The sequence below is a fragment of the Micromonospora sp. KC723 genome (assembly GCF_004348595.1).
In the GTDB taxonomy this organism is placed as follows: Bacteria; Actinomycetota; Actinomycetes; order Mycobacteriales; family Micromonosporaceae; genus Micromonospora.
In genome coordinates this window covers 13,897-37,211 of record NZ_SMKD01000036.1, presented here as the reverse complement: position 1 = coordinate 37,211, position 23,315 = coordinate 13,897, and the positions used below count along the sequence as shown (strand labels likewise).

Here is a 23,315-nt window from a genome sequence, read left to right as displayed (position 1 = left end):
GTCCTGCGCGTGCCGCACCGTCGGGTCCGATTCTCCCGACGACTACGACAACTTCGGCAGTAACCCGGATCTTCCCGAACGGTCCTTACTATTCTCCGCGTCCGGCGAGATCACGCAGCCGGCGGGTCTGCGCCTCCCGCTCCGCGCGCTGCTGCTCGGCGTGGGTACGCCCCGCCGCGCCCGCGAGCAGCGCCTTGATCTCCACCACCGCGTCCCGGTTCGCCGACAACAGCCCGGCGGTCAGGTCCCGGACGGCGCCATCCAGCTCGACCGGAGGCACGACGAGGGTGGCCAGGCCCAGCCGGTCCGCCTCGACGGCGTCCAGCCGCCGACCGGTCGCGCAGATCTCCAGCGCACGGGAGTATCCGACCAGCTCGACGAGACGCTTGGTGCCGGCCAGGTCGGGGACCAGGCCGAGGGTCACCTCGGCCATGGAGAGTCTGGCGTCCTCGGCGAGCACCCGCAGGTCGCAGGCGAGGGCCAGCTGGAAGCCGGCGCCGATGGCGTGCCCCTGGACGGCCGCCACCGAGATCACGTCGGGGCGGTGCAGCCAGGTGAACCCCTGCTGGAACTCGGCGATCCGGTCCGCGCACTCCTGCTCGGGCAGGGTGGACAGCTCCGCCAGGGAGCCGGGGCCCGAGGCGCCGGCCGCCGACAGGTCGAGGCCGGCGGAGAACGCCCGCCCCTCGCCGCGCACGACGACGACACGCACGTCGCCGGGCAGGTCCCGCGAGAAGTCGCGCATGGCGCGCCACATCGCCGGGGTCTGTGCGTTGAGTACGTCGGGCCGGCACAACGTGACCGTCGCGACCGGCCCGTCGCAGTCGAGTCGTACCCCGGTCGTCTCTGCGGTCACCGGACCGCCCGGAGCGCGACGCTGATGGACGACACTGCGGGGCGGGTCACGCCTTCTTGCGGCGCCGGGCGCCGCCACGCTGGCGCAGCTGCACCCCGGACTCGGTGAGCACCCGGTGGATGAACCCGTAGGATCGTCCGGTCGAGGCTGCGAGAGCACGGATGCTCTCGCCCGAGGTGTACCGCTTTACCAGGTCCTTGGCGAGCGTCTGACGCTCGGCTCCGACGATCCGGCGACCCTTCTCAGTGCTGGTGGCTGTGCCAGTGGCTGCCATGCTGATTCCTCACGTCGCAGACTGTGCGGTTCGGATACGGTCCCACCTATTAGACCGCCTCGAACGATCATGCGCCAGATATCAACTCTTCGCCAACCGACACGCTATGCGATGTCAGCTTCCCGATAGAGTGACCCTCCCCTCCCCCGTCCTGTGGAAGGGGAGTGCGCGCCCGCGGGGCGGTCAGGCCAGTTCGACCAGTTCCAGGAGGTCGTCGCTCCAGGCGTCCTCGTCGCCGTCGGGGAGCAGGATCGCACGGTCGGGCTTGAGCGCCAGCACCGCACCCGGATCGTGGGTGACCAGCACGATCGCGCCCGGGTACCGGGCGATCGCGTCCAGCACCTGCTCGCGGCTGACCGGGTCGAGGTTGTTCGTCGGCTCGTCCAGCAGCAGCACGTTCGCGCCCGAGCAGACCAGGGTGGCCAGGGCCAACCGGGTCTTCTCGCCGCCGGACAGCACCCCGGCGGGCTTGTCGACATCCTCACCGGAGAAGAGGAACGCGCCGAGGATCCGGCGCAGGTCGGTGTCGGTCTGCTCCGGCGCGGCACTGCGCATGTGCTCCAGGATCGTCCGCTCCACGTCCAGCGTCTCGTGCTCCTGGGCGTAGTAGCCCAACCGCAGCCCGTGCCCCGCGTTGACCGAGCCGGTGTCCGGTTCCAGCAGGCCGCCGAGCATCCGCAGCAGGGTGGTCTTGCCGGCGCCGTTGAGACCGAGGATCGCCACCCGGGAACCCCGGTCCACCGCGACGTTCACGTCGGTGAAGATCTCCAACGAGCCGTACGACTTCGACAGGCCGGTCGCGGTGAGCGGAGTCTTGCCGCACGGCGCCGGGGTCGGGAAGCGCACCTTGGCCACCTTGTCGGCGACCCGGACCTCGTCCAGGCCGGAGAGCAGCCTCTCGGCCCGGCGGGCCATGTTCTGCGCGGCCACGGTCTTGGTGGCCTTGGCACGCATCTTGTCGGCCTGCGCCATCAGCGCGCCGGCCTTCTTCTCGGCGTTGGCCCGCTCCCGGCGGCGACGCCGCTCGTCGACCTCCCGCGCCTCCAGGTACGCCTTCCAGCCCAGGTTGTAGACGTCGACCACCGAACGGGTGGCGTCCAGGAACCAGACCTTGTTGACCACCGACTCCAGCAGCGAGGCGTCGTGGGAGATCACGATCAGCCCGCCCTTGTGGTTGGCGAGGAAGCCGCGCAGCCAGGTGATCGAGTCGGCGTCCAGGTGGTTGGTCGGCTCGTCGAGCAGCAGGATGCCGCCGCCGTTCTCACCCGCGTCCCGGAACAGGATCCGGGCCAGCTCGATCCGGCGCCGTTGACCGCCGGAGAGGGTGCCGATCGTCTGCGCCAGGGCCCGGTCGGGCAGCCCGAGGTTGGCGCAGATCCGGGCCGCCTCGGCTTCGGCGGCGTACCCGCCGAGGGCGGCGAACTGGTCCTCCAGCGCGCCGTAGCGGCGCACCAGCTTCTCGTCGGCGTCCTCGGCGAGCCGGGCCTCCAGCTCCTTCATCTGGGCCATCAGCACGTCCAGCCCTCGGGCGGAGAGCACCCGGTCCCGCCCGGTGACGTCCAGGTCGCCGGTACGCGGGTCCTGCGGCAGGTAGCCGATCGCGCTGCGCCGGTCGATCTGGCCGGCGTACGGCTGCCCCTCGCCGGCCAGCACCTTCAGGGTGGTGGTCTTGCCGGCGCCGTTGCGGCCGACCAGGCCGATCCGGTCGCCCGGCTGCACCCGCAGGGTGGTGTCGGACAGCAGGATCCGGGAGCCGGCGCGCAACTCCAGGCCGGTGGCAGTGATCATTTCCGGTACTCGCTCTCGGGGTCTGGAAGGGCTGACTCAGGGCACGCGAAACGGCCGGCGGACCGATGGACCGTCGGCGCGGGGCGGTTCAGCCTTCGCAGAGCAGCACGGGGGCAAGTGTACCGGGCGTCCCGCGCCGCGCCGCCCGGATTACCGCGCAAGATCAGCGGGTATCGAAACGGCCTCCGGACCCGGTCCGGTGCCGCAGCCACGTGACGAATCGGTGATCGGGGTCAACATGGAGCTGAACGAGAACGCACGCATCGACACCAGCCAGGTGGACGACCGCCGAGGATCCGGCGGAGGCGCCGGGATGGGCCTCCCCATCCCGATCGGCGGCGGACGCGGAGGGATCGTCGGCATCGTCATCGCCGTGCTGGTGGCGCTGGTCGGCGGCGGCTTCGGGCTGAACGCGGCCATGGACGGCGGGGAGCAGGGCGACAACACCGCCCTGACGCAGAAGTGCGCCACCGACGACGCCCTCCAGCAGCTCGACTGCCGCAACACGCTCTACGTCAACTCCATCCAGGCGTACTGGCGTACCGCCCTGCCGGAGGCGTTCGGCGAGCAGTACCGGCCGGCGAAGACAATCTTCTTCGACCAGCGCGTCACCACCGGCTGCGGGGCGGCCGACTCCGGCGTCGGCCCGTTCTACTGCCCCGCCGACCGCCAGGTATACATCGACCTCACCTTCTACCGGGTCCTGGCCGACCAGCTCGGCGCCGCCGGCGAGTTCGCCCAGCCGTACGTGCTGGCCCACGAGTACGGCCACCACGTGCAGACCCTGCTCGGCACCGAGGCGCAGGTACGCCGCCAGCAGCAGCGTGATCCGGGCAACACCAACGCGCTGTCGGTCAGGATGGAGTTGCAGGCCGACTGCTACGCCGGGGCCTGGGCGAAGAACGCCACCGCCACCGCCGACGCGACCGGCGAACCGCTCTTCAGAAGCATCACCGAGCAGGACATCAGCCAGGCCGTCGACGCCGCCGAGAAGATCGGCGACGACGCCATCTCGGCGCGGGCGAACCGCCCGGTGAACCCGGAGGAGTTCACCCACGGCTCGTCCGCCCAGCGCAGGGACTGGTTCACCCGGGGGTACTCCACCGGCGACCCGAAGTCCTGCGACACCTTCGGCGGCGGCCGCTGACCGAACCGGCCACCCACCGCCCGGCCCCACCGGCATCCGAGACCCGGACGGCTCAGGCCGGACCCGGGTCCCGGACCCGGATGTGCACCGCGCGGGCGGCGGCGACCGCGCCGACCAGCACCGCGTGCCGGGGCTCGGGCACGTCCAGCAGCCGCTCGGCGCGCAGCGCCGCCAGCGGCGCGAGTCGCCGGTCGGCGAGCACGGTGTCCACCGCCCGCCGGTCACCACCGCAGACCAGCGCGGTCAGCGTCGACGTCTCCGGCAGCAGCAGCCGTACGGCCAGCTCGACCGCGTCGCCGAGGGCCGCTCTGGCCTGGTTGTCCCGCCGCCGGGCGAAACGCTGCTGGGACCAGCCGCCGGCCGCCGTCCGCCCCTGCACGTACCGGGTGTCCACCTTCGAGACGGTCAACTCCTCACCCACCGCCACGCCGACCGCGACCGCGCCCTTGCGGGCGAGCAGCAGGCCGATCCGGCGGGGCGCGGCGGCCACCCCCACGAACCCGGGCAGGTCCGGTGCGCGTGGCGCGCCGGGTGGGGTGTGCAGCTCGGCGGTGGCGCCGTCCGGGGCGGTGAGCAGCAGGCCGTACCCCAGGGCGGTGGTGGTGGGTGGGCCGTGCCGGTCCGCGAAGCCCGCCACCCAGCGGGCTACACGGGCCGGGGCCACCTCGACCCACCGGCCGCCACCGACTGCGGGTCTGATCCTCACTCTCCCGAACCTACGCCACCCACCTCCGCCTCACCCCACCCCACCGCCCCGCGATCTCGCCTGCGGGACGACCACCAAGCGGCGCCCGCACGAAACGAATTCGGAAGTGGACCGACGGCTCAGGCCGGCAGGAGGGTGGCCACGGCGAGCGCGGCGATCAACGCGCTGGAGAGCAGGGCGGTGACCAGGCGCCCGCGCGGACCCGTCAGCACCCGGCCGACCAGGGAACCGCCACCGGCGACCAGTAGTTGCCAGCTCGCCGAGGCGAGAAACGCCCCGAGCACGAACGCCGACGCGGCCGGCAGGTCCGGGTCCGTGGAGTCCCGGCGGCCGAGGACGAGCGCCGCGAAGTAGACCACGGTGGCCGGGTTCAGCAGGGTCAGCGCGAGCACTCCGGCGAAGGCTCGGAACGGGCTGTCCAAGCCCCGGCGAGGAATGGCGGCCGGCGTCGGACCGACCGCTGGACGCAGCGCGTACCAGGCGGTGCGGACGGCCAGACCGAACAGCGCCACAGCGGCGGCCACCCGCAGCGGGCCGGCGATCGGGGTGATCACGGAGGCGAGTGCGGCTCCGCCGAGCGCCGCGGCCGCCGCGTACAGACCGTCGGCTGTGGCGACCCCGAGCGCGGCGGCGGCACCCACCCGGAACGAGGTCCGCGCGGCCAACCCCATGACGAGCACGGCGATGGCGCCGACCGGGATCGCGACCCCGTACCCCGCGATCATGCCCGCCAGGAAGGCCGCCGTCACGACGGCGGGCGACGGGTCGCGACCGACGCCGAGGCGGTCCGCTGTCGGCGCGCGGTGGTGGCCGCACGAACAGGGACCCGCATCCGGTACGCCTCGATCACCGCGCCATTCTGGCCCGGCACCGGGCCGTCCCGCCTCTGGTTTTGGCTCCGTCCGGGCAACGGCGGGATCCACCCGACGCGGGCGCAGATCAGGTGCGGCGTGTCCGGAGAACCCTCGCGCCCGCCAAGCAGGGGCCCGGAAAACTGTCGAGGTCCGCGTGGCCGCCGGGCCACCGCCTGCGGACACAATGGCCGGGCCGTCCGACCGCTACCCAGAAGGGGCGCCGAGGACCGTGGATCGTGTCCAGCCCAACGAGACCGTCGTGCCGATGCTGCACTGCGTGTCGGTCGAGGAGAACCTGGCGTTCTGGCAGGCCCTCGGCTTCGCGGTGACCTGGCGGCAGACGAGGCCGTACCTGTCGAGTGGGGGCCCGGCTGCGGGCGCTGCCGCTGACCGCGCCGGAGCGGGAGCAGGTTACGCGCTGGGTCGCCGACGCGGCCGTGCTCGTCCCCTGGCTTGCCGGAGCGGAGTCATAGACGCGTCGAGCGCGGGTACCCGGAACAGGGCGCCCGCGCTCGACGTAGCGATGATCAGACGTTGAAGCCAAGCGAGCGCAGCTGGTCACGCCCCTCGTCGGTGATCTTGTCGGGACCCCACGGCGGCAGCCAGACCCAGTTGATCCGGATGTCGTCGACCAGTCCTCCGCCGGGCCCGGTGGTCAGCGCCTGCCGGGCCTGGTCCTCGATCACATCGGTCAGCGGGCAGGCCGCCGAGGTGAGCGTCATGTCCAGCGTCGCGACGTTCTGGTCGTCGACGTGCACGCCGTACACCAGGCCGAGGTCGACCACGTTGATGCCCAGCTCGGGGTCGACGACGTCCTTCATCGCCTCCTCGATGTCGGCGACGGCGGCCCTGCCGCCGGCCGCCACGGCACCGGTCTGCGGCGTCGCGGCGGCGTCGCCGGTCTCCGGCGTCGCCGCGGTAGCGGTGTCCTCGCTCATGCCTTCACCTCCGTCGGGCTCGCGCCCACCCCGGCGCGTGCCGCGGCGTCCTTGAACGCCATCCACGGCAGCAGCGCGCACTTGACCCGGGCCGGGTAGCGCGCGACACCCGCGAACGCCACCCCGTCACCGAGCACGTCCTCGTCCGGCGTGACCTGGCCACGGCCGGACATCAACTCCACGAACGCCTGGTGTACCACGAACGCCTCACCCGCGCCCCGGCCGGTGAGCAGCTCGTGCAGCACACTCGCCGACGCCTGGCTGATCGAGCAGCCCATCCCGTCGTACGAGATGTCGGCGAACCGGTCGCCGTCGGTGGCCACCCGGACGGTGATCTCGTCACCGCAGGTCGGGTTGACATGGTGCGCCTCGGCCACCCGGGCCTGCGGGTCCTCGGCGTCGCGCAGGCCACGGCCGTGCGGGTGCTTGTAGTGGTCCAGGATGATCTCCTGGTAGAGCTGGTCGAGCTGCATGTCAGTCGAACACCTTCCGCACCTGCTCGAGCCCCGCCACCAGGGCGTCGATCTCCTCCGTCATGGTGTACAGGTAGAACGAGGCCCGGGTCATCGCCGGAACCCCGAACCGGCTGCACACCGGCTTCGCGCAGTGGTGCCCCACCCGCACCTGCACGCCGAGCGAGTCGAGGACCTGCCCCACGTCGTGCGGGTGCACGTCACCGAGGGCGAACGAGATCGTCCCACCCCGACCGACCGGCACGGCCGGACCGAAGATCCGCAACCCGGGCACGGTGGCGAGGGCGTCCAGCGCGTACGCCGTCAGCTCCTTCTCGTGCCACTGGATGGCGCGCATCCCGATGCCGGTGAGGTAGTCCACCGCCGCGCCGAGCGCGACCGCCTCGGCGATCGGCGGGGTGCCCGCCTCGAACCGGGCCGGCGGCGCGGCGAACGTCGAGCCCGCCATCGAGACCGTCTCGATCATCGAGCCGCCGCCGAGCACCGGAGGCATCGCGGCGAGCAGGTCGCCCCGGCCCCAGAGGACGCCGATGCCGGTCGGACCGCACATCTTGTGCCCGGTGAAGACGATGAAGTCGGCGTCGAGGTCGACCACGTCCACCGGCATGTGCGGCACCGACTGGGAGCAGTCGAGCAGCAGCAGCGCACCGACCTGACGGACCCGCTCGGTGATCCGTGCGGTGGCGTTGACCGTGCCGAGGATGTTGGAGGTGTGCACCAGCGAGACGATCTTCGCCCGCTCGGTGACCAGTTCCTCCAGCCCCGACTCGTCCAACCGCCCGGCGTCGGTGACCGGGAACCAGCGCAGGGTCGCGCCGGTCCGCTCGGCCAGCAGCTGCCACGGGACGATGTTCGAGTGGTGCTCCATCTCGGAGATCACGATCTCGTCGCCCGGCCCGAGCCGGAAGCGCGGGTCGGCGTCGGGTCGCAGCGAGGCGTTCGAGAACGCGTACGCCACGATGTTGATCGCCTCGGTGGAGTTCTTCGTGAACACCACCTCGTCCACGCTCGGGGCGTTGACGAACGCGGCGACCTTCGCCCGCGCGCCCTCGTACGCCTCGGTCGCCTCGGTGCCCAGGGTGTGCACCGAGCGCGACACGTTGGCGTTGTGCATCGCGTAGTGCTCGGCGAGCACGTCGAGCACCTGCCGCGGCTTGTGGGAGGTGTTGGCGCTGTCGAGATAGACCAGCCGGTGCCCGTTGACCTCCCGGTCGAGGATCGGGAAGTCGGCGCGTACCGCGGCCACGTCGAAACGCGGCACGTCGTCGTACTGCGGCATCCCCTCGGGAATGACGGTGGTGGTCATCTCAACAGCCCCTGTCGTTCGTGTGGTCAGGCCCGCGCCGAACCGGCCCCGGCGGCGTAACGCTCGTAGCCGGACTCCTCCAGCGTGTCGGCCAACTCCGGGCCGCCCTGCTCGACGATCCGGCCGGCGACGAAGACGTGCACGAAGTCCGGCTTGATGTAGCGCAGGATCCGGGTGTAGTGGGTGATCAGCAGCAGGCCGGTGTCACCGGTGTCGCGGACCCGGTTGACGCCCTCGCTGACCACGCGCAGCGCGTCCACGTCCAGGCCGGAGTCGGTCTCGTCGAGGATGGCCATCTTCGGCTTGAGCAGCTCCAGCTGCACGATCTCGTGCCGCTTCTTCTCGCCGCCGGAGAAACCCTCGTTGACGTTGCGCTGGGCGAACGCCGGGTCCATCTGGAGGCGCTCCATGGCCCCACGCAGCTCGCCACCCCAGGTACGCAGCTTCGGCGCCTGACCGTCGATGGCGGTCTTGGCGGTACGCAGGAAGTTCGCCACCGAGACACCGGGGACCTCGACCGGGTACTGCATGGCCAGGAAGAGGCCGGCGCGGGCCCGCTCGTCGACGGACATCTCCAGGACGTCGACGCCGTCGAGGGTCACCGAGCCGCCGGTGATCTCGTACTTGGGGTGGCCGGCGATCGAGTACGCCAGGGTCGACTTCCCGGAACCGTTCGGTCCCATGATCGCGTGGGTCTCCCCCGACCTCACGGTCAGGTCGACGCCGTGCAGGATCGGCTTGAGCTCACCCTCCGGCAGCTTCACCGACACCTGCAGGTCGCGGATCTCCAGGGTGCTCATTATCGGGTCACTCCATTGCTCGGCGTCAGGCTGATGTAGATCTCACCGTCGCGGATCTCGACGGGGTAGACGGGAACGGGTTCGGTGGCGGGCAGGCCGGTCGGTTCGCCGGTACGTAGGTCGAAACGGGATCCGTGTAGCCAGCATTCCAGCGTGCAGCCCTCGACCTCGCCCTCGGAGAGGGCGACCGCGGCGTGGGAGCACTCGTCGTACACGGCGTAGAACCGGTCGTCCTCGCCGTGCACCAGGGCGATCTGGGTGCCGTCCACGTCGGCGCTGATCACGCTGCCCTTCGGCACGTCCTCGGTCGCGCAGATCCGGATCATCAGGCGTCGGCCTTCGTGAGCCGGGCCTCGATCGCGTCACCGAGCCGCTCACGCAGCTCCTCGACGGGGATCTTGTTGATCAGCTCGGCGAAGAAGCCCCGGACCACCAGGCGGCGGGCCTCGGCCTCCGGGATACCCCGGGCCATCAGGTAGAACAGCTGCTCGTCGTCGAAGCGGCCGGTCGCGCTGGCGTGGCCGGCCCCGGCGATCTCGCCGGTCTCGATCTCCAGGTTCGGTACCGAGTCCGCCCTCGCCCCGTCGGACAGCAGCAGGTTCCGGTTGATCTCGTACGTGTCGGTGCCGGTCGCCTCGGCGCGGATCAGCACGTCGCCCACCCAGACCGTCCGGGCCTCGTCGCCCTGCAACGCGCCCCGGTAGCCGACGTAGCTGCGGCAGTCCGGCACGTTGTGGTCGACCAGCTGCCGGTGCTCCAGGTGCTGCCCGGAGTCGGCGAAGTAGAGGCCGTACAGCTCGGCCTCGCCGCCCCGGCCGGTGTACTCCACGGAGGTGTACTGCCGGACCAGGTCCCCGCCGAGGGTGACCTGCACGTGGGTGGCCTTGGCGTCCCGACCCAGCCTGATCTTCAGGTGCTGGGCCTGGACCGCGTCGGCGGCCCAGTCGGCGACGGTGACCAGGGTCAGCTTCGCGCCGTCGGCCACCGACACCTCGACGTTGTCGGCCAGGGTCGTCGACCCCACCTGCTCCAGCACCAGGATCACCTCGGCGAAGCGCCCCACCTCGACGTAGGTGTGCCCGAAGGCCAGCCCGTCCGCGCCCTCGCCGACCACCCGCAGGACCACCGGGGTGTCCACCACCGCGTCGGCGGCCACCGACACCAGCAGCGCCTGTCCGGTCCCGCCGTACGCCAGCGCGCTGACGCGGTCGACCGGGGTGAGCACGCCGCCCACCCGCGGGTCGTCCCGGACGACCCGCTCGACGGTGACGCCCTGGGGCAGGTCGCCGTACTCGTGGCGGACCGCGGCGGACGCGGCCTGCGCCTCGCCGACGAGGCCGCGCAGGCGCTTGAGCGGGGTGAAACGCCACTCCTCCTCCAGGCCGGTGAGGGCCGGGAAGTCGGCGACGTCGTACGAGCGGAGCGCCTGCGACTTGGTGCTGGGCGGCGCGGAAGCCTGGGTAGTCATCTCTTCCTTGGTCTGTTCCGGGACGACGGTGTCATTGAGCGGAGGGAGGGTCGGGCGGCGTCAGCCGACCGCGCCCTCCATCTGCAGCTCGATCAGGCGGTTGAGCTCCAGGGCGTACTCCATCGGGAGCTCCTTGGCGATCGGCTCGATGAAGCCGCGCACGATCATCGCCATCGCCTCGTCCTCGCTCAGGCCCCGGCTCATCAGGTAGAAGAGCTGGTCCTCGCTGACCTTGGAGACGGTCGCCTCGTGCCCCATCGCCACGTCGTCCTCGCGGATGTCGACGTACGGGTAGGTGTCCGAGCGGGAGATGGTGTCGACCAGCAGCGCGTCGCACTTGACCGTGCTCCGGCTGTGGTGCGAGCCCTCCAGCACCTGCACCAGACCGCGGTACGAGGTGCGGCCCCCGCCCCGGGCGATCGACTTCGACACGATCGTGCTGCTGGTGTGCGGCGCGGCGTGCACCATCTTGGCGCCGGCGTCCTGGTGCTGGCCCTCGCCGGCCATGGCCACCGAGAGCACCTCGCCCTTGGCGTGCTCACCGGTCATGTACACGGCGGGGTACTTCATGGTCACCTTGGAGCCGATGTTGCCGTCGATCCACTCCATGGTCGCGCCCTCGTGGCACACGGCGCGCTTGGTGACCAGGTTGTAGACGTTGTTCGACCAGTTCTGGATGGTCGTGTACCGGCAGCGGGCGTTCTTCTTGACGATGATCTCCACCACGGCGCTGTGCAGCGAGTCCGAGGAGTAGATGGGCGCGGTGCAACCCTCGACGTAGTGCACGTACGCGCCCTCGTCGACGATGATCAGGGTCCGCTCGAACTGGCCCATGTTCTCGGTGTTGATCCGGAAGTAGGCCTGCAACGGGATCTCCACGCGCACGCCCTTCGGCACGTAGATGAACGAGCCGCCGGACCAGACCGAGGTGTTCAGCGCGGCGAACTTGTTGTCGCCGACCGGGATGACGGTGCCGAAGTACTCCTTGAACAGATCCTCGTGCTCCTTGAGGGCGGTGTCGGTGTCGAGGAAGACGACCCCCTGCTCCTCCAGGTCCTCGCGGATCTTGTGGTAGACGACCTCGGACTCGTACTGGGCCGCGACACCGGCGATCAGCCGCTGCTTCTCCGCCTCCGGGATGCCCAGCCTGTCGTAGGTGTTCTTGATGTCCTCGGGCAGGTCCTCCCAGCTGGTGGCCTGCTTCTCGGTGGACCGCACGAAGTACTTGATGTTGTCGAAGTCGATCCCGGTGAGGTCGGCGCCCCACGCCGGCATCGGCTTACGGCCGAACAGGCGCAGGCCCTTCAGGCGCAGGTCGAGCATCCAGGCCGGCTCGTTCTTCTTGGCCGAGATGTCCCGCACCACCGCCTCGCTGAGGCCACGCTGGGCAACCGCCCCGGCGGCGTCGGGGTCGGCCCAGCCGTACTCGTAGCGACCGAGGGCGGCGAGCTGCTCTTCCTGGGTCAGGGGCTGGACGATCTGCTCGGTCATCTATCTGTCCTCACAGTGGTGACGGTGTTACCGGACTGGGCGCGCGGCTGGGCCGGAATGTGCGTGGTGCACACCCCGTCGCCGTGGGCGATGGTGGCCAGGCGCTGCACGTGGGTGCCGACCAGCCGGGAGATGACCCCGGTCTCGGCCTCGCACAGCTGGGGGAACTCGGCGGCCACGTGCGCCACCGGGCAGTGGTGCTGGCAGAGCTGGCCGCCGGAGGCGATCGTGGACGCGTTGGCAGCGTAACCCTCGGCGGTGAGCGCGGCGGCGAGTGCCTCCGCCCGCGCGAGCGGGTCGTCCCCGGCGTCCTCCATGGCGGCCCGGCAGCGCGCCTCCAGCGCGGCGACCTGCTCGGTGGCGAACGCCGCCACCGCCTCGGAACCGCCGCTGCGGGCGATCCAGCGCAGCGCCTCGGTGGCCATGTTGTCGTAGTGGTGCGTGCCGCACCGGCCCCGGGCGGCGTCGGTCAGCAGGAACACCTTCGCCGGGCGACCCCGGCCCCGGCTGCCCCGCACGACCTGTTCCCGGGCGATCACGTCGCCGTCGGCGAGCATCGCGTCCAGGTGCCGGCGGATGGCGGCCGGGCTCAGCCCGAGCGCCGAGCCGAGCTGGGCGGCGGTGGTCGCGCCCTGCTCCAGCAGCAGCTGGGTGACCCGGTCACGGGTGGGAAGATCGGCGGACGGCGGCACGCCGGTGACCGGCACGGTCACCGGCGGGTGCCCGGAGAGCGCCGCCGCGTTTTTCACAACGGCAACGTTACGTAATTCGCCCCAGGCCCGCAAACCGGACCTTCGGTGATCCCCGACACCGGGACGGCGGAGCCGCCCGATCGGGCTCCACTACAGTGCGTAGGATTCGCGATGTGAAGGCTTCCGTCCGGTTCCCGGTCTCCGAGACCCTGCTGCGCCGCCTCGCGTACGCCTCGCTCGTGGCGAACGTGGCCATCGTCGTCACCGGCGGGGCCGTCCGGCTCACCGCCTCCGGCCTGGGCTGCCCGACCTGGCCTCGGTGCACCGACGAGTCGTACACGGCCACCCCGGAGATGGGCGTGCACGGGGTGATCGAGTTCGGCAACCGGCTACTCGCCTTCGCCGTCGGGGCCATCGCACTCGCCGTGGTGCTGGCGGTGCTGGCGCACCGGCCGCGTCGGCGCCGGCTGCTGCCGCTGGCGGTGGCCGTGCTGTTCGGCATCCCCGCGCAGGCGGTCGTCGGCGGGATCACCGTGCTGACCAACCTCAACCCGTGGGTGGTCGGGCTGCACTTCCTCGCCTCGATGGCGGTGATCGCCGCCGCGTACGCGCTGTGGCGCCGGATCACCGAGCCGGACGGGCCGGCGGTGCCCGTGGTGCCCGGTCCGCTGCGCGCCCTGGCGGCGCTCACCACGGCGGTCAGCGCCTCGGTGCTGGTGGTGGGCACCTGGGTGACCGGCAGCGGGCCGCACGCCGGCGACGGCGGGGCCGCCCGCAACGGCCTGGATCCCGAGCAGATCTCCCAGGTGCACGCCGACGTCGTGTTCCTGCTGATCGGCCTCTCCGTGGCGCTGGTCTTCGCCTTCCGGGCGGTCGGCGCCGCCGGCCCCGCCCGGGCCGCCCTCGTGCTGGTCGCCGTCGAGCTGGGTCAGGGCGTGATCGGCTTCGTGCAGTACCTCACCGACCTGCCGGCGTTCCTGGTCGGCGCGCACATGCTCGGCTCCTGCCTGGTGCTGCTGGCCACCCTGTCGGTGCTCTGGTCGACCCGGGAACGCCGCCCGGTCGAGCCCACCCCGCAGCCCACGCCGGCCGCCGACCGCGTCCCCGCCGCCGCCTGACCCGGCGGGGCCGGTGTCCGCGCCCGGCCGGGCGCGGCCGGCGGCGGGACCGGCGGGTCAGCCCCGGCGGCGGGCCAGGTGGGTGACGATCGCGTCGGCGAGCCGGTCGGGGGCGCCGTCGGCGTACCCGACGAACAGCGACGGCTCGGTCAGTTCCAGCTCCACCAGGACGGGCCTGCCGTCCGCGCCCGGGATCAGGTCCACCCGGGCGTAGAGCAGCCGCTGCGTCCCGCCGGGCACGGCGGCCAGGACCTGCTCCGCGACGGCCAACTGGTCGGGGGTGGCGGAGCGCGCGGTGATGTCCTCCGGGCGGTATAGCCCCTCGACGCCGAGGTCCGGGCCGTCCAGCATCGGACCCTTGCGGATGGCGTGGCTGAGGGTCAGGCCGTCCGGACCGGCCAGGAAGAGCAGCGCGGTCTCCCCCGCGGTGTCCACGGCGTCGAGGTACGGCTGGACCATGGCGACCCGCCCGGCCGCGGAGAGCCGACGCACGTGCGCGACGGCCAGTTCCCGGTGTTGCGGATCGGCCGGGTCGTAGCGGCCGGTGTCCTGGCTGCCGGCGCTGACCGCCGGCTTGACCACGTACTGGCCGGGGCCGGCCGGGGGCGTCCAGTCCGCTCCCGGGTCGACCCAGGAGGTCGGCACGGTCGGGACGCCGGCGGCGGCCAACTCGCCCAGGTACCGCTTGTCGGTGTTCCAGCGCACCACGTCGGCCGGGTTGACCAGCTGCGGCACGGTGTCCGCCCAGGCCACGAACTCGTCGCGGCGCAGCGCGTAGTCCCACGGGGAACGGAGCACGACCAGGTCGTACGCCGGCCAGTCGACGTCGGGATCGTCCCAGACGGCCGGGTCCACGCGGACACCCCGGCCGGCGAGCGGGGCGAGCACGAGCCGGTCGTCGGGGTCGAGGTCGGTGAGCCGGTCACAGGTGACGAGAGCGACCCGGGGTTTCCCCCGGGCCGCCTGGTGGTCCGTCACGACATCTCTCAACGGGCCATCGTGCGCCGGGCCATGGACCGCCAGAGGTCGTTGCTCGGACGCATCTGGTCCATGAGTTCGCGTTCCCAGGCGTTCTCCACGGTGACGCCCGCCTTGGCGCACGCCTGCCGCGCGACGACGGTGTCGTCGGCGAACTGGTCGGCCCACGCGCCGTCGGAGCCGACGAGGACGATGCGGGCCCCGCGCTTGCCGACGTACTCGATGACCGCTTTCGCGCCGCCATGCCCGGCGGCGAACGACTTGATGCCGGCGACCAGGCCGTTGGGGGCCTGCTCCACGTCCTGCTCAGTCGTCAGCGTTGTATCGGAACCATCTGCCATGACGGGCAGCCTAAGCAGAGACGCACCCGTCCGGGCGAGAACGATGAACCTTTTGTGATGCCAATTACGAACAGGTTTACGGAAAAGCGCAGGCGATTCACCCGGACTTGCCGGAAACGATGACCGAAAACGGACGGCCCGCTAAGACCTGGTATGCCCGATTTACTGCCCTGCGATCGAGAGTGGGGAAGCACGCCCTCCCGCACCCCGGACGGGCGTCAGACCAGCGCGTCGAGCGCGACGGCGGCGAAGAGGATGGTCAGGTAGGTGGTCGACCAGTGGAACAGCCGCATCGGCTTGACCGCCTGCCCCCGGGTCACCCGACGGCACAGCCGGTGCGCCTCGACGAGGAAGACGGCCCCCACCACGAGGGTCGGCACACCGTAGACCAGGCTCATACCCAACGGCCACAGCACCAGCGAGGCGAGCACGGTCAGCCAGGCGAAGACCAGGATCTCCGCGTTGACCCGGCGGGCCGAGGCGACCACCGGCAGCATCGGAATCCCCGCCCGGGCGTAGTCGTCCTTGTACTTCATGGCCAGTGGGTAGAAGTGCGGCATCTGCCAGAAGAAGACCACCGCGAACAGCACCCACGCCTGCGGCGCCAGGGAATTGGTGACCGCCGCCCAGCCGATCAGCACCGGGGCGGCCCCGCACGCCCCGCCCCAGAAGGTGTTCGCCGTGGTGGTGCGCTTGAGCCAGAGCGTGTAGACGAGGTCGTAGTAGACGATCGCGGCCAGGGTCAGCGCGGCGGCCAGCAGGTTGGTGAGCGCCGCCATCAGCGCCGTCGACACCACCGCCAGCACCAGCCCGAAGACCAGCGCGTTGCGCGGCGACACGGTGTGCGCGGGCAGCGGGCGACGCTTGGTGCGCCGCATCAGCTGGTCGATGTCCCGGTCGATGTAGCAGTTGAGGACGCTGGCCGCCCCGGCGGCCAGCGAACCACCGACCAGCACCACCGCCACCAGCCAGAGCGAGGGCATCCCACCGTCGGCGAGCATCATCGCCGGCACCGTCGTCACCAACAGCAGCTCGACGATCCGCGGCTTGGTCAGCGCGACGTAGGCGGAGACCACGGCCCGGACGTCGCGGCGCGGTGTCGCCGACTCCTCGGCCACCGTGCGCACCGGCGGTTGCCCGGCAGAGTTGCTGACGGGGCGCTCGGTGATCATGCTCACGGATTGCCACCTTCCGGCTTCGGCAGGGGGAGACGGGTCGGCCGGACCCGACCGGGCCCACACACCGCCCCACAGACTACGCGGCGTCGTTTTGGCTGCCCGGGCGACCCGTCAACGGTGCGAGCCGTCACACCTTCGGTGGAACACGCCCCGCCCGGCCCTGAACGATCACCGTGTCAGGCACGTACCCAGGTACGTGCAGAGATCCCCGGGCGGACGTTTACGGCCGCTCGATAGGGTCACCAGTGAGGGTTCCGCCCATCTGCCGAGGAGCACAACCATCGTGGCTGCCAACCGACCCGAGCACCCCGCACTCAACTGGTCCGACCTCGACCGTCGGGCCGTCGACACCGTCCGCGTGCTGGCCATGGACGCCGTAGAGAAATCCGGCAACGGCCACCCGGGCACCGCGATGAGCCTCGCGCCCGCGGCGTACCTGCTCTTCAACCGGGTGATGCGGCACAACCCGGCCGACCCGAACTGGCCCGGCCGCGACCGGTTCGTCCTCTCCGCCGGCCACTCCAGCCTCACCCTCTACATCCAGCTCTTCCTCTCCGGCTACCCCCTGAGCCTGGAGGACCTCAAGTCGCTGCGGCAGTGGGGCTCGCTCACCCCGGGCCACCCGGAGCACGGCCACACCCCGGGCGTGGAGACCACCACCGGCCCGCTGGGCCAGGGCCTGGGCAACGCGGTCGGGATGGCGATGGCGGCCCGCCGCGAGCGGGGCCTGTTCGACCCGGAGACCGAGCCGGGCGCCTCGGTCTTCGACCACGACATCTGGTGCATCGCCTCCGACGGCGACATCGAGGAGGGCATCAGCCACGAGGCCAGCGCGCTCGCCGGGCACCAGCAGCTGGGCAACCTCTGCCTGATCTACGACGACAACGAGATCTCCATCGAGGACGACACGCGGATCGCCAAGAGCGAGGACGTCGCGGCCCGCTACCAGGCGTACGGCTGGCACGTGCAGACCGTCGACTGGCGGGCCGGCGACGCCGACCGGGGCGACTACCACGAGGACGTCGAGGCGCTGTACCAGGCGCTGCTCGCCGCCAAGGCCGAGACCGGCCGGCCCTCCTTCATCGCGCTGCGCACCATCATCGGCTGGCCCGCTCCGAACAAGCAGAACACCGGCAAGATCCACGGCTCGGCGCTCGGCGCCGACGAGGTGGCCGCCACCAAGCGGATCCTCGGCTTCGACCCGCAGCGGACCTTCGAGGTCGACGAGGAGGTGCTGGGCCACGCCCGGCAGGTGATGGGCCGCGGCGAGGCCGCCCAGCGGCAGTGGCAGCAGGCCTTCGACGCCTGGGCCGGCGCGAACGCCGAACGCAAGGCGACCTACGACCGGATGGCCGGCCGGGTGCTCCCCCAGGGCTGGACGGACGCCCTGCCCACCTTCCCCGCCGACGCCAAGGGCATCGCCACCCGGGCCGCCTCCGGCAAGGTGCTGGAGGCCCTCGCCCCGGTGCTGCCGGAGCTGTGGGGCGGCTCGGCCGACCTGGCCGAGAGCAACAACACCACCATGAAGGGCGAGCCGTCGTTCATCCCGGCCGTGCACGCCACGAAGGACTTCCCGGGCCACGAGTACGGCCGCACGCTGCACTTCGGCATCCGTGAGCACGCCATGGGCGCGATCCTCAACGGCATCGCCCTGCACGGCGGCACCCGCCCGTACGGCGGCACGTTCCTGGTGTTCAGCGACTACATGCGCCCGGCGGTGCGGCTCGCCGCGCTGATGAGGCTGCCGGTGGTCTACGTCTGGACGCACGACTCGATCGGTCTCGGCGAGGACGGCCCCACCCACCAGCCCGTGGAGCACCTGACCGCGCTGCGCGCCATCCCCGGCCTGGACGTGGTCCGGCCCGCCGACGCCAACGAGACCGCCTGGGCGTGGCGGCAGGCGCTGGAGCACACCGACCGGCCGACCGCGCTGGCGCTGAGCCGGCAGGCGCTGCCGACGCTGGACCGCGAGCGGTTGGCCGGCGCGGAGGGCGTGGCCCGGGGCGGCTACGTGCTCGCCGAGGCGTCCAACGGCAAGCCGCAGGTGATCATCGTCGGCACCGGTTCCGAGGTGCAGCTCTGCCTCACCGCCCGGGAGCGGCTGGAGGCCGACGGCACCCCGACCCGGGTGGTCTCGATGCCCTGCCAGGAGTGGTTCTTCGAGCAGGACGAGGCGTACCGGGAGTCGGTCCTGCCACGCGGGGTAAAGGCTCGGGTGAGCGTGGAGGCGGGCATCGCCATGTCCTGGCGGGGGATCGTCGGCGACTGCGGCGAGAGCGTCAGCCTGGAGCACTACGGCGCGAGCGCCCCGCACTCGATGCTCTTCGAGCAGTTCGGGTTCACCCCCGACCGGATCGTGGCCGCCGCGCACGCGGCGCTGACCCGGGTGGGCGACATCACCGGTTTCACGACCGGCAACTGAGGGGAGCGTGGACGGTATGACGACGGACAGGCTGAGCGAACTCACCGCCGCGGGCGTGGCGGTCTGGCTCGACGATCTTTCCCGGGTGCGGCTGAGCTCCGGCGGGCTGGACCAGCTCCGCCGGGAGAAGCACGTGGCCGGGGTGACCACCAACCCGACCATCTTCGCGAAGGCGCTGAGCGACGCCGACGAGTACGACCGGCAACTGCGCGAGCTGGCCACCCGGGGCGTGGACGTCGAGGAGGCCGTCCGCATGCTCACCACGTACGACGTGCGCTGGGCCTGCGACGTGATGCGCCCCTCGTACGACACGAGCAACGGCGTCGACGGCCGGGTCTCCATCGAGGTCGACCCCCGGCTGGCCCACGAGACGGAGAAGACCGTCGCCGAGGCCAAGGCGCTGTGGTGGCTGGTGGACCGGCCGAACCTGTTCATCAAGATCCCGGCCACCGAGGCGGGCCTGCCGGCGATCACCGCCACCCTGGCCGAGGGGATCAGCGTGAACGTGACGCTGATCTTCGGCCTGGACCGCTACTCGCAGGTGATGGACGCCTTCCTCGCCGGCCTGGAGCAGGCGAGGGCGAACGGCCACGACCTCTCCAAGATCGGCTCGGTGGCCTCCTTCTTCGTCTCCCGGGTCGACTCCGAGGTCGACAAGAGACTGGAGAAGATCGGCTCGGACGAGGCCAAGGCGCTGCGCGGCAAGGCCGCCGTCGCCAACGCCCAGCTCGCCTACGAGCGCTACGGCGAGGTGTTCTCCTCCGACCGCTGGCAGGCCCTCGCCGACGCGGGCGCCCACCCGCAGCGGCCGCTGTGGGCGTCGACCTCGACCAAGAACCCGGACTACCGGGACGTCGTCTACGTCGAGGAGCTGATCGCCCCCGGCACGGTCAACACCATGCCCGAGTCGGTGATCCACGCCTACGCCGACCACGGCGAGACCCGGGGCGACACCATCACCGGGTCGTACGACGCGGCGCGGCAGGTCTTCACCGACCTGGAGTCGGCCGGGGTGGACATGACCGACGTGATCGCCACCCTGGAGCGCGAGGGCGTGGAGAAGTTCGAAGCCAGCTGGCAGGAGCTGCTCGACGGGGTGCGGAGGTCGCTGGCCGAGGCGGCGAAGGGCAGCAACCGGCCGGGTGCGGCCGCGAAGGGCAATGCGCAGGCCGCCGCCCAGGCCGGCGGCAACGCGTGACGATGGCGTTCGGACGCGTCGCGGGGCAGCGCCCCGCGGCGCGGGACGTCACCGCCGATCCTGGACGGACGGCGACATGACCGATCTGATGGCCGGCCCGGCGGTCACGACCGCCGGGTTCGCCGTGCACGGTGCCGACGGCGTCGACGGCGTCGCGGCGTTGCGGGCGGAGCTGGTCGCCCGTGGCCTCCCGGCGAGGCTGGCCGGACCGGACCCGGCGGGGCGTGGGCAGACGGACCGGTCCGGCCCGGTCCCGGCGGACGCCCCCCGCAGCCGCCGGGAGTTGCTCGCCCAGCTCGCCGAACTGGTCGCCGAGCTCGGCGACCTGGACCACGTGGTGCTCGCCGGGCCGGCCGGCACGACACTGTCCGCCGAAGCCATGGCCCGCACCCTGGGTCGGCCGTTGACCGTGCTCGACGGCACCGACCCCGGGCGGCTGCGCGCGGCGCTGGCCGACCGGTTGGACCGGACCGTGGTCGTGCTGGCCGACCCGCGCGGCGACTCGGTGACGGTCGACGGCCTGGGGCGGGCGTACTGGCGGGCGTTCCTGGACGCTGGAATGATCAAGGCCGAGGCGGCGCGGCACTTCGTCGTGGTGACCACACCCGGCTCGCCGCTGGCGGCCACCGCCGACGGGTCGGGCGTGCTGGTGCTGCCGGTGGACCCGCGACCGGACGGCCGGTACCCGGCGCTGACCGCGCTCGACCTGGTCCCGGCCGCGCTGGCCGGGGTCGAGGTGACCGCCGTGCTGGACGACGCCGAGGCGTTCGCGGCGTCGCTGGCCCGCGACGAGGGCAGTCCGGCCCTGGCGCTGGGCGCGGCGCTGGCCGCGGCGGCCAACGGCGGGCGGGACACCGTCGTGCTGGTCCCCGACGGCACCGGCCTGGAGGGCCTCGGTGACTGGGTCGCGCGACTGCTCGCCACGGCCGGGATCCGGCCGGTGCCGGTGGAGTCCCCCGACGCGCCCGGCGTGCGCGGGCCGGACGTACTGACCGTCAGCTACGGCGGTGCCCTGACCCCGCAGGCGGTCCCCGGAGGTGGGTGTGCCGCCGACCTGGCGGTGACCGGTCCGCTCGGCGCGCACCTCCTGGCCTGGGAGTACGCGACGGCGGTCACCGCGGCGACGCGCGGCGACGACCCGTCCGACCCGCCGGACGCCGCCGGTAGCCCGGACATCCGTCGGGCCCCCACCGCCGGGCCACCGGCACCCTCGTTCACCGAGGGCGCCATCGAGGTGTACGCCCCGCCGGGCGCCCCCACCGACCTGCGCGGCGTGCTGCGCCACCTGGCCGCCGAGGTGTGCGACGGCGGCCACCTGGCCGTGACGGCGTACCTGGACCGGGTGGCCGACGCCGACGCGGCCCGGCTGCGGCCGGCGCTGGCGCGGGCGGTCGGCCGGCCGGTGACCTTCGGCTGGGGCCGGTTGCCGCATTCCACCGAATGGTACGACCCGAGCGGGCCGCCGGTGGGCGGCTATCTTCAGGTCACCGGAGCGGTGGACGGCGATCTGCCGGTGCCGGGACGCCCGTACTCCTTCGGGGAGTTGCAGGCGGCGCGGGCCGCCGGTGACCGGCAGGCGTTGGCCGACCGGAGCCGGCCGGTGCTGCGGCTGCACCTGACCGACCGGACGGCCGGTTTGGCACAGCTGCGGAATGCGATCGGCACGATGGCGGACGGGACGATGGACGACATGGACCAGACCGAGCGAGGAGGCGGCGTGAACCCGCTGCGCGACGCGCAGGACCGACGACTCCCCCGGATCCCGGAGCCCTGCGCTCTGGTGATCTTCGGGGTGACCGGTGACCTGGCGCGGAAGAAGTTGCTGCCGGCGGTCTACGACCTGGCCAACCGGGGGCTGCTGCCCCCCGGATTCGTGGTCCTGGGCTTCGCCCGGCGCGACTGGGGCGACGGCGACTTCGAGTCACTGGCCCACGAGGCGGCGAAGCAGCACGCCCGCACGCCGTGGCGGGAGGAGGTGTGGTCCCGGCTGGCCGGCAACATCAAGTTCGTGGGCGGATCGTTCGACGACGACGCGGCCTTCGACCGGCTCGCGAGCACCCTGGACGACCTGCGCGACAGCCACGGCATCCACGGCAACGCCGCCTTCTACTTCTCCATCCCCCCGGCGGCCTTCCCCGTGGTGCTCAAGCAGCTGGCCCGCACCGGCATGGCGGACAACGAGAAGTGCGGCGGCTGGCGCCGGGTCGTGGTGGAGAAGCCGTTCGGCAACGACCTGTCCTCGGCCAAGGAGCTCAACGACCTGGTCGACGACGTCTTCACCCGCCAGGACGTGTTCCGGATCGACCACTACCTGGGCAAGGAGACGGTCCAGAACATCCTCGCCCTGCGGTTCGCCAACAACCTCTTCGAGCCGCTGTGGAACTCCAAGTACGTCGACTCGGTGCAGATCACCATGGCCGAGGATGTCGGCATCGGCACCCGGGCCGGCTTCTACGACTCGGTCGGCACCGCCCGCGACGTGCTCCAGAACCACCTGCTCCAGCTGCTCGCCCTGGTGGCGATGGAGGAGCCGACCAGCTTCGACGCCGACGAGATCCGGGCCGAGAAGCTGAAGGTGCTCAAGGCCATCACCCTGCCGAAGGACATCTCCCGCGGCACCGTGCGCGGGCAGTACCTGCCCGGCTGGGTCGGCGGCCAGCGGGCGGTCGGCTACCTGGACGAGGAGGGCGTGCCGGCGGACTCGACCACCGAGACGTACGTCGCCGTCGAGCTGGGCATCCAGAACCGGCGCTGGGCGGGGGTGCCCTTCTACATCCGGGCCGGCAAGCGGCTGCCGCGCCGGGTCACCGAGGTGGCCGTCATCTTCAAGAAGGCCCCCCACCTGCCCTTCAATGCCGCCGACATGGAGTCGCTCGGCCCCAACCAGTTGGTCATCCGGGTGCAGCCGGACGAGGGCGTGGTGCTGAAGTTCGGCTCGAAGGTGCCGGGCACCACGATGGAGGTCCGCGACATCGCGATGGACTTCCAGTACGGCGAGGCGTTCACCGAGTCCAGCCCCGAGGCGTACGAGCGGCTGGTGCTGGACGTGCTGATCGGTGACCGGACGCTGTTCCCGGACGCCGCCGAGGTGGAGCAGAGCTGGGCGGTGGTGGATCCGCTGGAGCACGCCTGGACCGGCACGAAGCCGGAGCCGTACCGGGCCGGCGAGTGGGGGCCACGGGCGGCCGACGAGATGCTGGCCCGCGAGGGCCGCGCCTGGCGGCGGGCGTGACCGGGCACCGCCGCACGGCGGGCGTGACCGGACGCCGCCGCACGGCGGGCGTGAC

21 protein-coding genes are annotated in these 23,315 nt (G+C 72.0%); 5 read left to right on the top strand and 16 right to left on the bottom strand.

Annotated features, from left to right (window positions below):
* Positions 1–88 precede the first annotated feature (88 nt).
* The 3 genes from E1165_RS11160 to E1165_RS11150 form a co-directional block, all read right to left on the bottom strand.
* Positions 89–856 carry an enoyl-CoA hydratase/isomerase family protein gene (locus tag E1165_RS11160; protein WP_132390461.1) on the bottom strand — a complete coding sequence of 256 codons (768 nt, stop codon included), beginning with the start codon at positions 854–856 and terminating at the stop codon, positions 89–91.
* A 46-nt stretch (positions 857–902) separates the two neighbouring features.
* A complete protein-coding gene (locus E1165_RS11155; RefSeq protein ID WP_007462679.1) occupies positions 903–1,130 on the bottom strand; it encodes a helix-turn-helix domain-containing protein in 228 nt (75 codons plus the stop codon).
* Between the two features lie 183 nt (positions 1,131–1,313).
* The gene (locus E1165_RS11150; RefSeq protein ID WP_132390459.1) at positions 1,314–2,918 is read right to left on the bottom strand and encodes an ABC-F family ATP-binding cassette domain-containing protein; all 1,605 of its coding nucleotides are present in this window, start codon (positions 2,916–2,918) and stop codon (positions 1,314–1,316) included.
* Positions 2,919–3,156: 238 nt separating this feature from the next.
* Here E1165_RS11150 and E1165_RS11145 point away from each other — a divergent pair, with 238 nt between their 5' ends.
* Entirely contained in the window at positions 3,157–4,065 is a 909-nt protein-coding gene (locus tag E1165_RS11145; protein WP_132390481.1) for a neutral zinc metallopeptidase, read from the top strand.
* A gap of 52 nt (positions 4,066–4,117) precedes the next feature.
* Here the strand turns inward: E1165_RS11145 and E1165_RS11140 are convergent, their stop codons facing one another.
* The 10 genes from E1165_RS11140 to E1165_RS11090 all read right to left on the bottom strand — a co-directional run bounded on the left by E1165_RS11140 (position 4,118) and on the right by E1165_RS11090 (position 12,850).
* Positions 4,118–4,771 (bottom strand): acVLRF1 family peptidyl-tRNA hydrolase, encoded by a 654-nt coding sequence (locus tag E1165_RS11140; RefSeq protein WP_132390457.1) that lies wholly within the window; start codon positions 4,769–4,771, stop codon positions 4,118–4,120.
* A gap of 119 nt (positions 4,772–4,890) precedes the next feature.
* Positions 4,891–5,496, bottom strand: coding sequence for a LysE family transporter (locus tag E1165_RS11135; RefSeq protein WP_132390479.1), 606 nt, complete (start codon positions 5,494–5,496; stop codon positions 4,891–4,893).
* A 656-nt stretch (positions 5,497–6,152) separates the two neighbouring features.
* Positions 6,153–6,563 (bottom strand): metal-sulfur cluster assembly factor, encoded by a 411-nt coding sequence (locus tag E1165_RS11125; protein WP_132390453.1) that lies wholly within the window; start codon positions 6,561–6,563, stop codon positions 6,153–6,155.
* Positions 6,560–7,036: a Fe-S cluster assembly sulfur transfer protein SufU gene (gene sufU / locus E1165_RS11120; RefSeq protein WP_132390451.1), complete on the bottom strand. Its 477-nt coding sequence runs from the start codon at positions 7,034–7,036 to the stop codon at positions 6,560–6,562. Before sufU ends, E1165_RS11125 begins: the two co-directional genes overlap by 4 nt.
* A 1-nt stretch (position 7,037) precedes the next feature.
* Positions 7,038–8,342, bottom strand: coding sequence for a cysteine desulfurase (locus E1165_RS11115; RefSeq protein WP_132390449.1), 1,305 nt, complete (start codon positions 8,340–8,342; stop codon positions 7,038–7,040).
* Positions 8,343–8,368: 26 nt separating this feature from the next.
* The gene (sufC, locus tag E1165_RS11110) at positions 8,369–9,142 is read right to left on the bottom strand and encodes a Fe-S cluster assembly ATPase SufC (protein ID WP_132390447.1); all 774 of its coding nucleotides are present in this window, start codon (positions 9,140–9,142) and stop codon (positions 8,369–8,371) included.
* Positions 9,142–9,468 (bottom strand): non-heme iron oxygenase ferredoxin subunit, encoded by a 327-nt coding sequence (locus E1165_RS11105; RefSeq protein WP_132390445.1) that lies wholly within the window; start codon positions 9,466–9,468, stop codon positions 9,142–9,144. Before E1165_RS11105 ends, sufC begins: the two co-directional genes overlap by 1 nt.
* Positions 9,468–10,610 (bottom strand): Fe-S cluster assembly protein SufD, encoded by a 1,143-nt coding sequence (gene sufD, locus E1165_RS11100; RefSeq protein ID WP_132390443.1) that lies wholly within the window; start codon positions 10,608–10,610, stop codon positions 9,468–9,470. Before sufD ends, E1165_RS11105 begins: the two co-directional genes overlap by 1 nt.
* Before the next feature lie 60 nt (positions 10,611–10,670).
* Complete coding sequence (gene sufB / locus E1165_RS11095) at positions 10,671–12,101, bottom strand: Fe-S cluster assembly protein SufB (RefSeq protein ID WP_132390441.1); 1,431 nt, start codon at positions 12,099–12,101, stop codon at positions 10,671–10,673.
* Complete coding sequence (locus tag E1165_RS11090) at positions 12,098–12,850, bottom strand: metalloregulator ArsR/SmtB family transcription factor (protein ID WP_132390439.1); 753 nt, start codon at positions 12,848–12,850, stop codon at positions 12,098–12,100. Before E1165_RS11090 ends, sufB begins: the two co-directional genes overlap by 4 nt.
* 98 nt (positions 12,851–12,948) lie before the next feature.
* Between E1165_RS11090 and E1165_RS11085 the strand changes: the two genes are divergently transcribed.
* Entirely contained in the window at positions 12,949–13,911 is a 963-nt protein-coding gene (locus tag E1165_RS11085; protein ID WP_207916828.1) for a heme A synthase, read from the top strand.
* A 57-nt stretch (positions 13,912–13,968) separates the two neighbouring features.
* Here the strand turns inward: E1165_RS11085 and E1165_RS11080 are convergent, their stop codons facing one another.
* The 3 genes from E1165_RS11080 to E1165_RS11070 all read right to left on the bottom strand — a co-directional run bounded on the left by E1165_RS11080 (position 13,969) and on the right by E1165_RS11070 (position 16,408).
* Positions 13,969–14,889 (bottom strand): RimK family alpha-L-glutamate ligase, encoded by a 921-nt coding sequence (locus E1165_RS11080; protein WP_207916830.1) that lies wholly within the window; start codon positions 14,887–14,889, stop codon positions 13,969–13,971.
* 8 nt (positions 14,890–14,897) lie between these two features.
* Positions 14,898–15,230: a hypothetical protein gene (locus tag E1165_RS11075; protein WP_132390433.1), complete on the bottom strand. Its 333-nt coding sequence runs from the start codon at positions 15,228–15,230 to the stop codon at positions 14,898–14,900.
* Between the two features lie 218 nt (positions 15,231–15,448).
* On the bottom strand, positions 15,449–16,408 hold the full coding sequence (locus tag E1165_RS11070; protein WP_132390431.1) for a heme o synthase: 960 nt from the start codon (positions 16,406–16,408) through the stop codon (positions 15,449–15,451).
* Positions 16,409–16,691: 283 nt separating this feature from the next.
* Between E1165_RS11070 and tkt the strand changes: the two genes are divergently transcribed.
* The 3 genes from tkt (at position 16,692) to zwf (ending at position 23,260) form a co-directional block, all read left to right on the top strand.
* On the top strand, positions 16,692–18,830 hold the full coding sequence (gene tkt / locus E1165_RS11065; RefSeq protein ID WP_132390429.1) for a transketolase: 2,139 nt from the start codon (positions 16,692–16,694) through the stop codon (positions 18,828–18,830).
* Between the two features lie 16 nt (positions 18,831–18,846).
* Positions 18,847–20,028 carry a transaldolase gene (tal, locus tag E1165_RS11060; protein ID WP_132390427.1) on the top strand — a complete coding sequence of 394 codons (1,182 nt, stop codon included), beginning with the start codon at positions 18,847–18,849 and terminating at the stop codon, positions 20,026–20,028.
* Positions 20,029–20,104: 76 nt separating this feature from the next.
* Positions 20,105–23,260, top strand: coding sequence for a glucose-6-phosphate dehydrogenase (gene zwf, locus E1165_RS30710; RefSeq protein ID WP_371687329.1), 3,156 nt, complete (start codon positions 20,105–20,107; stop codon positions 23,258–23,260).
* Positions 23,261–23,315 lie beyond the last annotated feature (55 nt).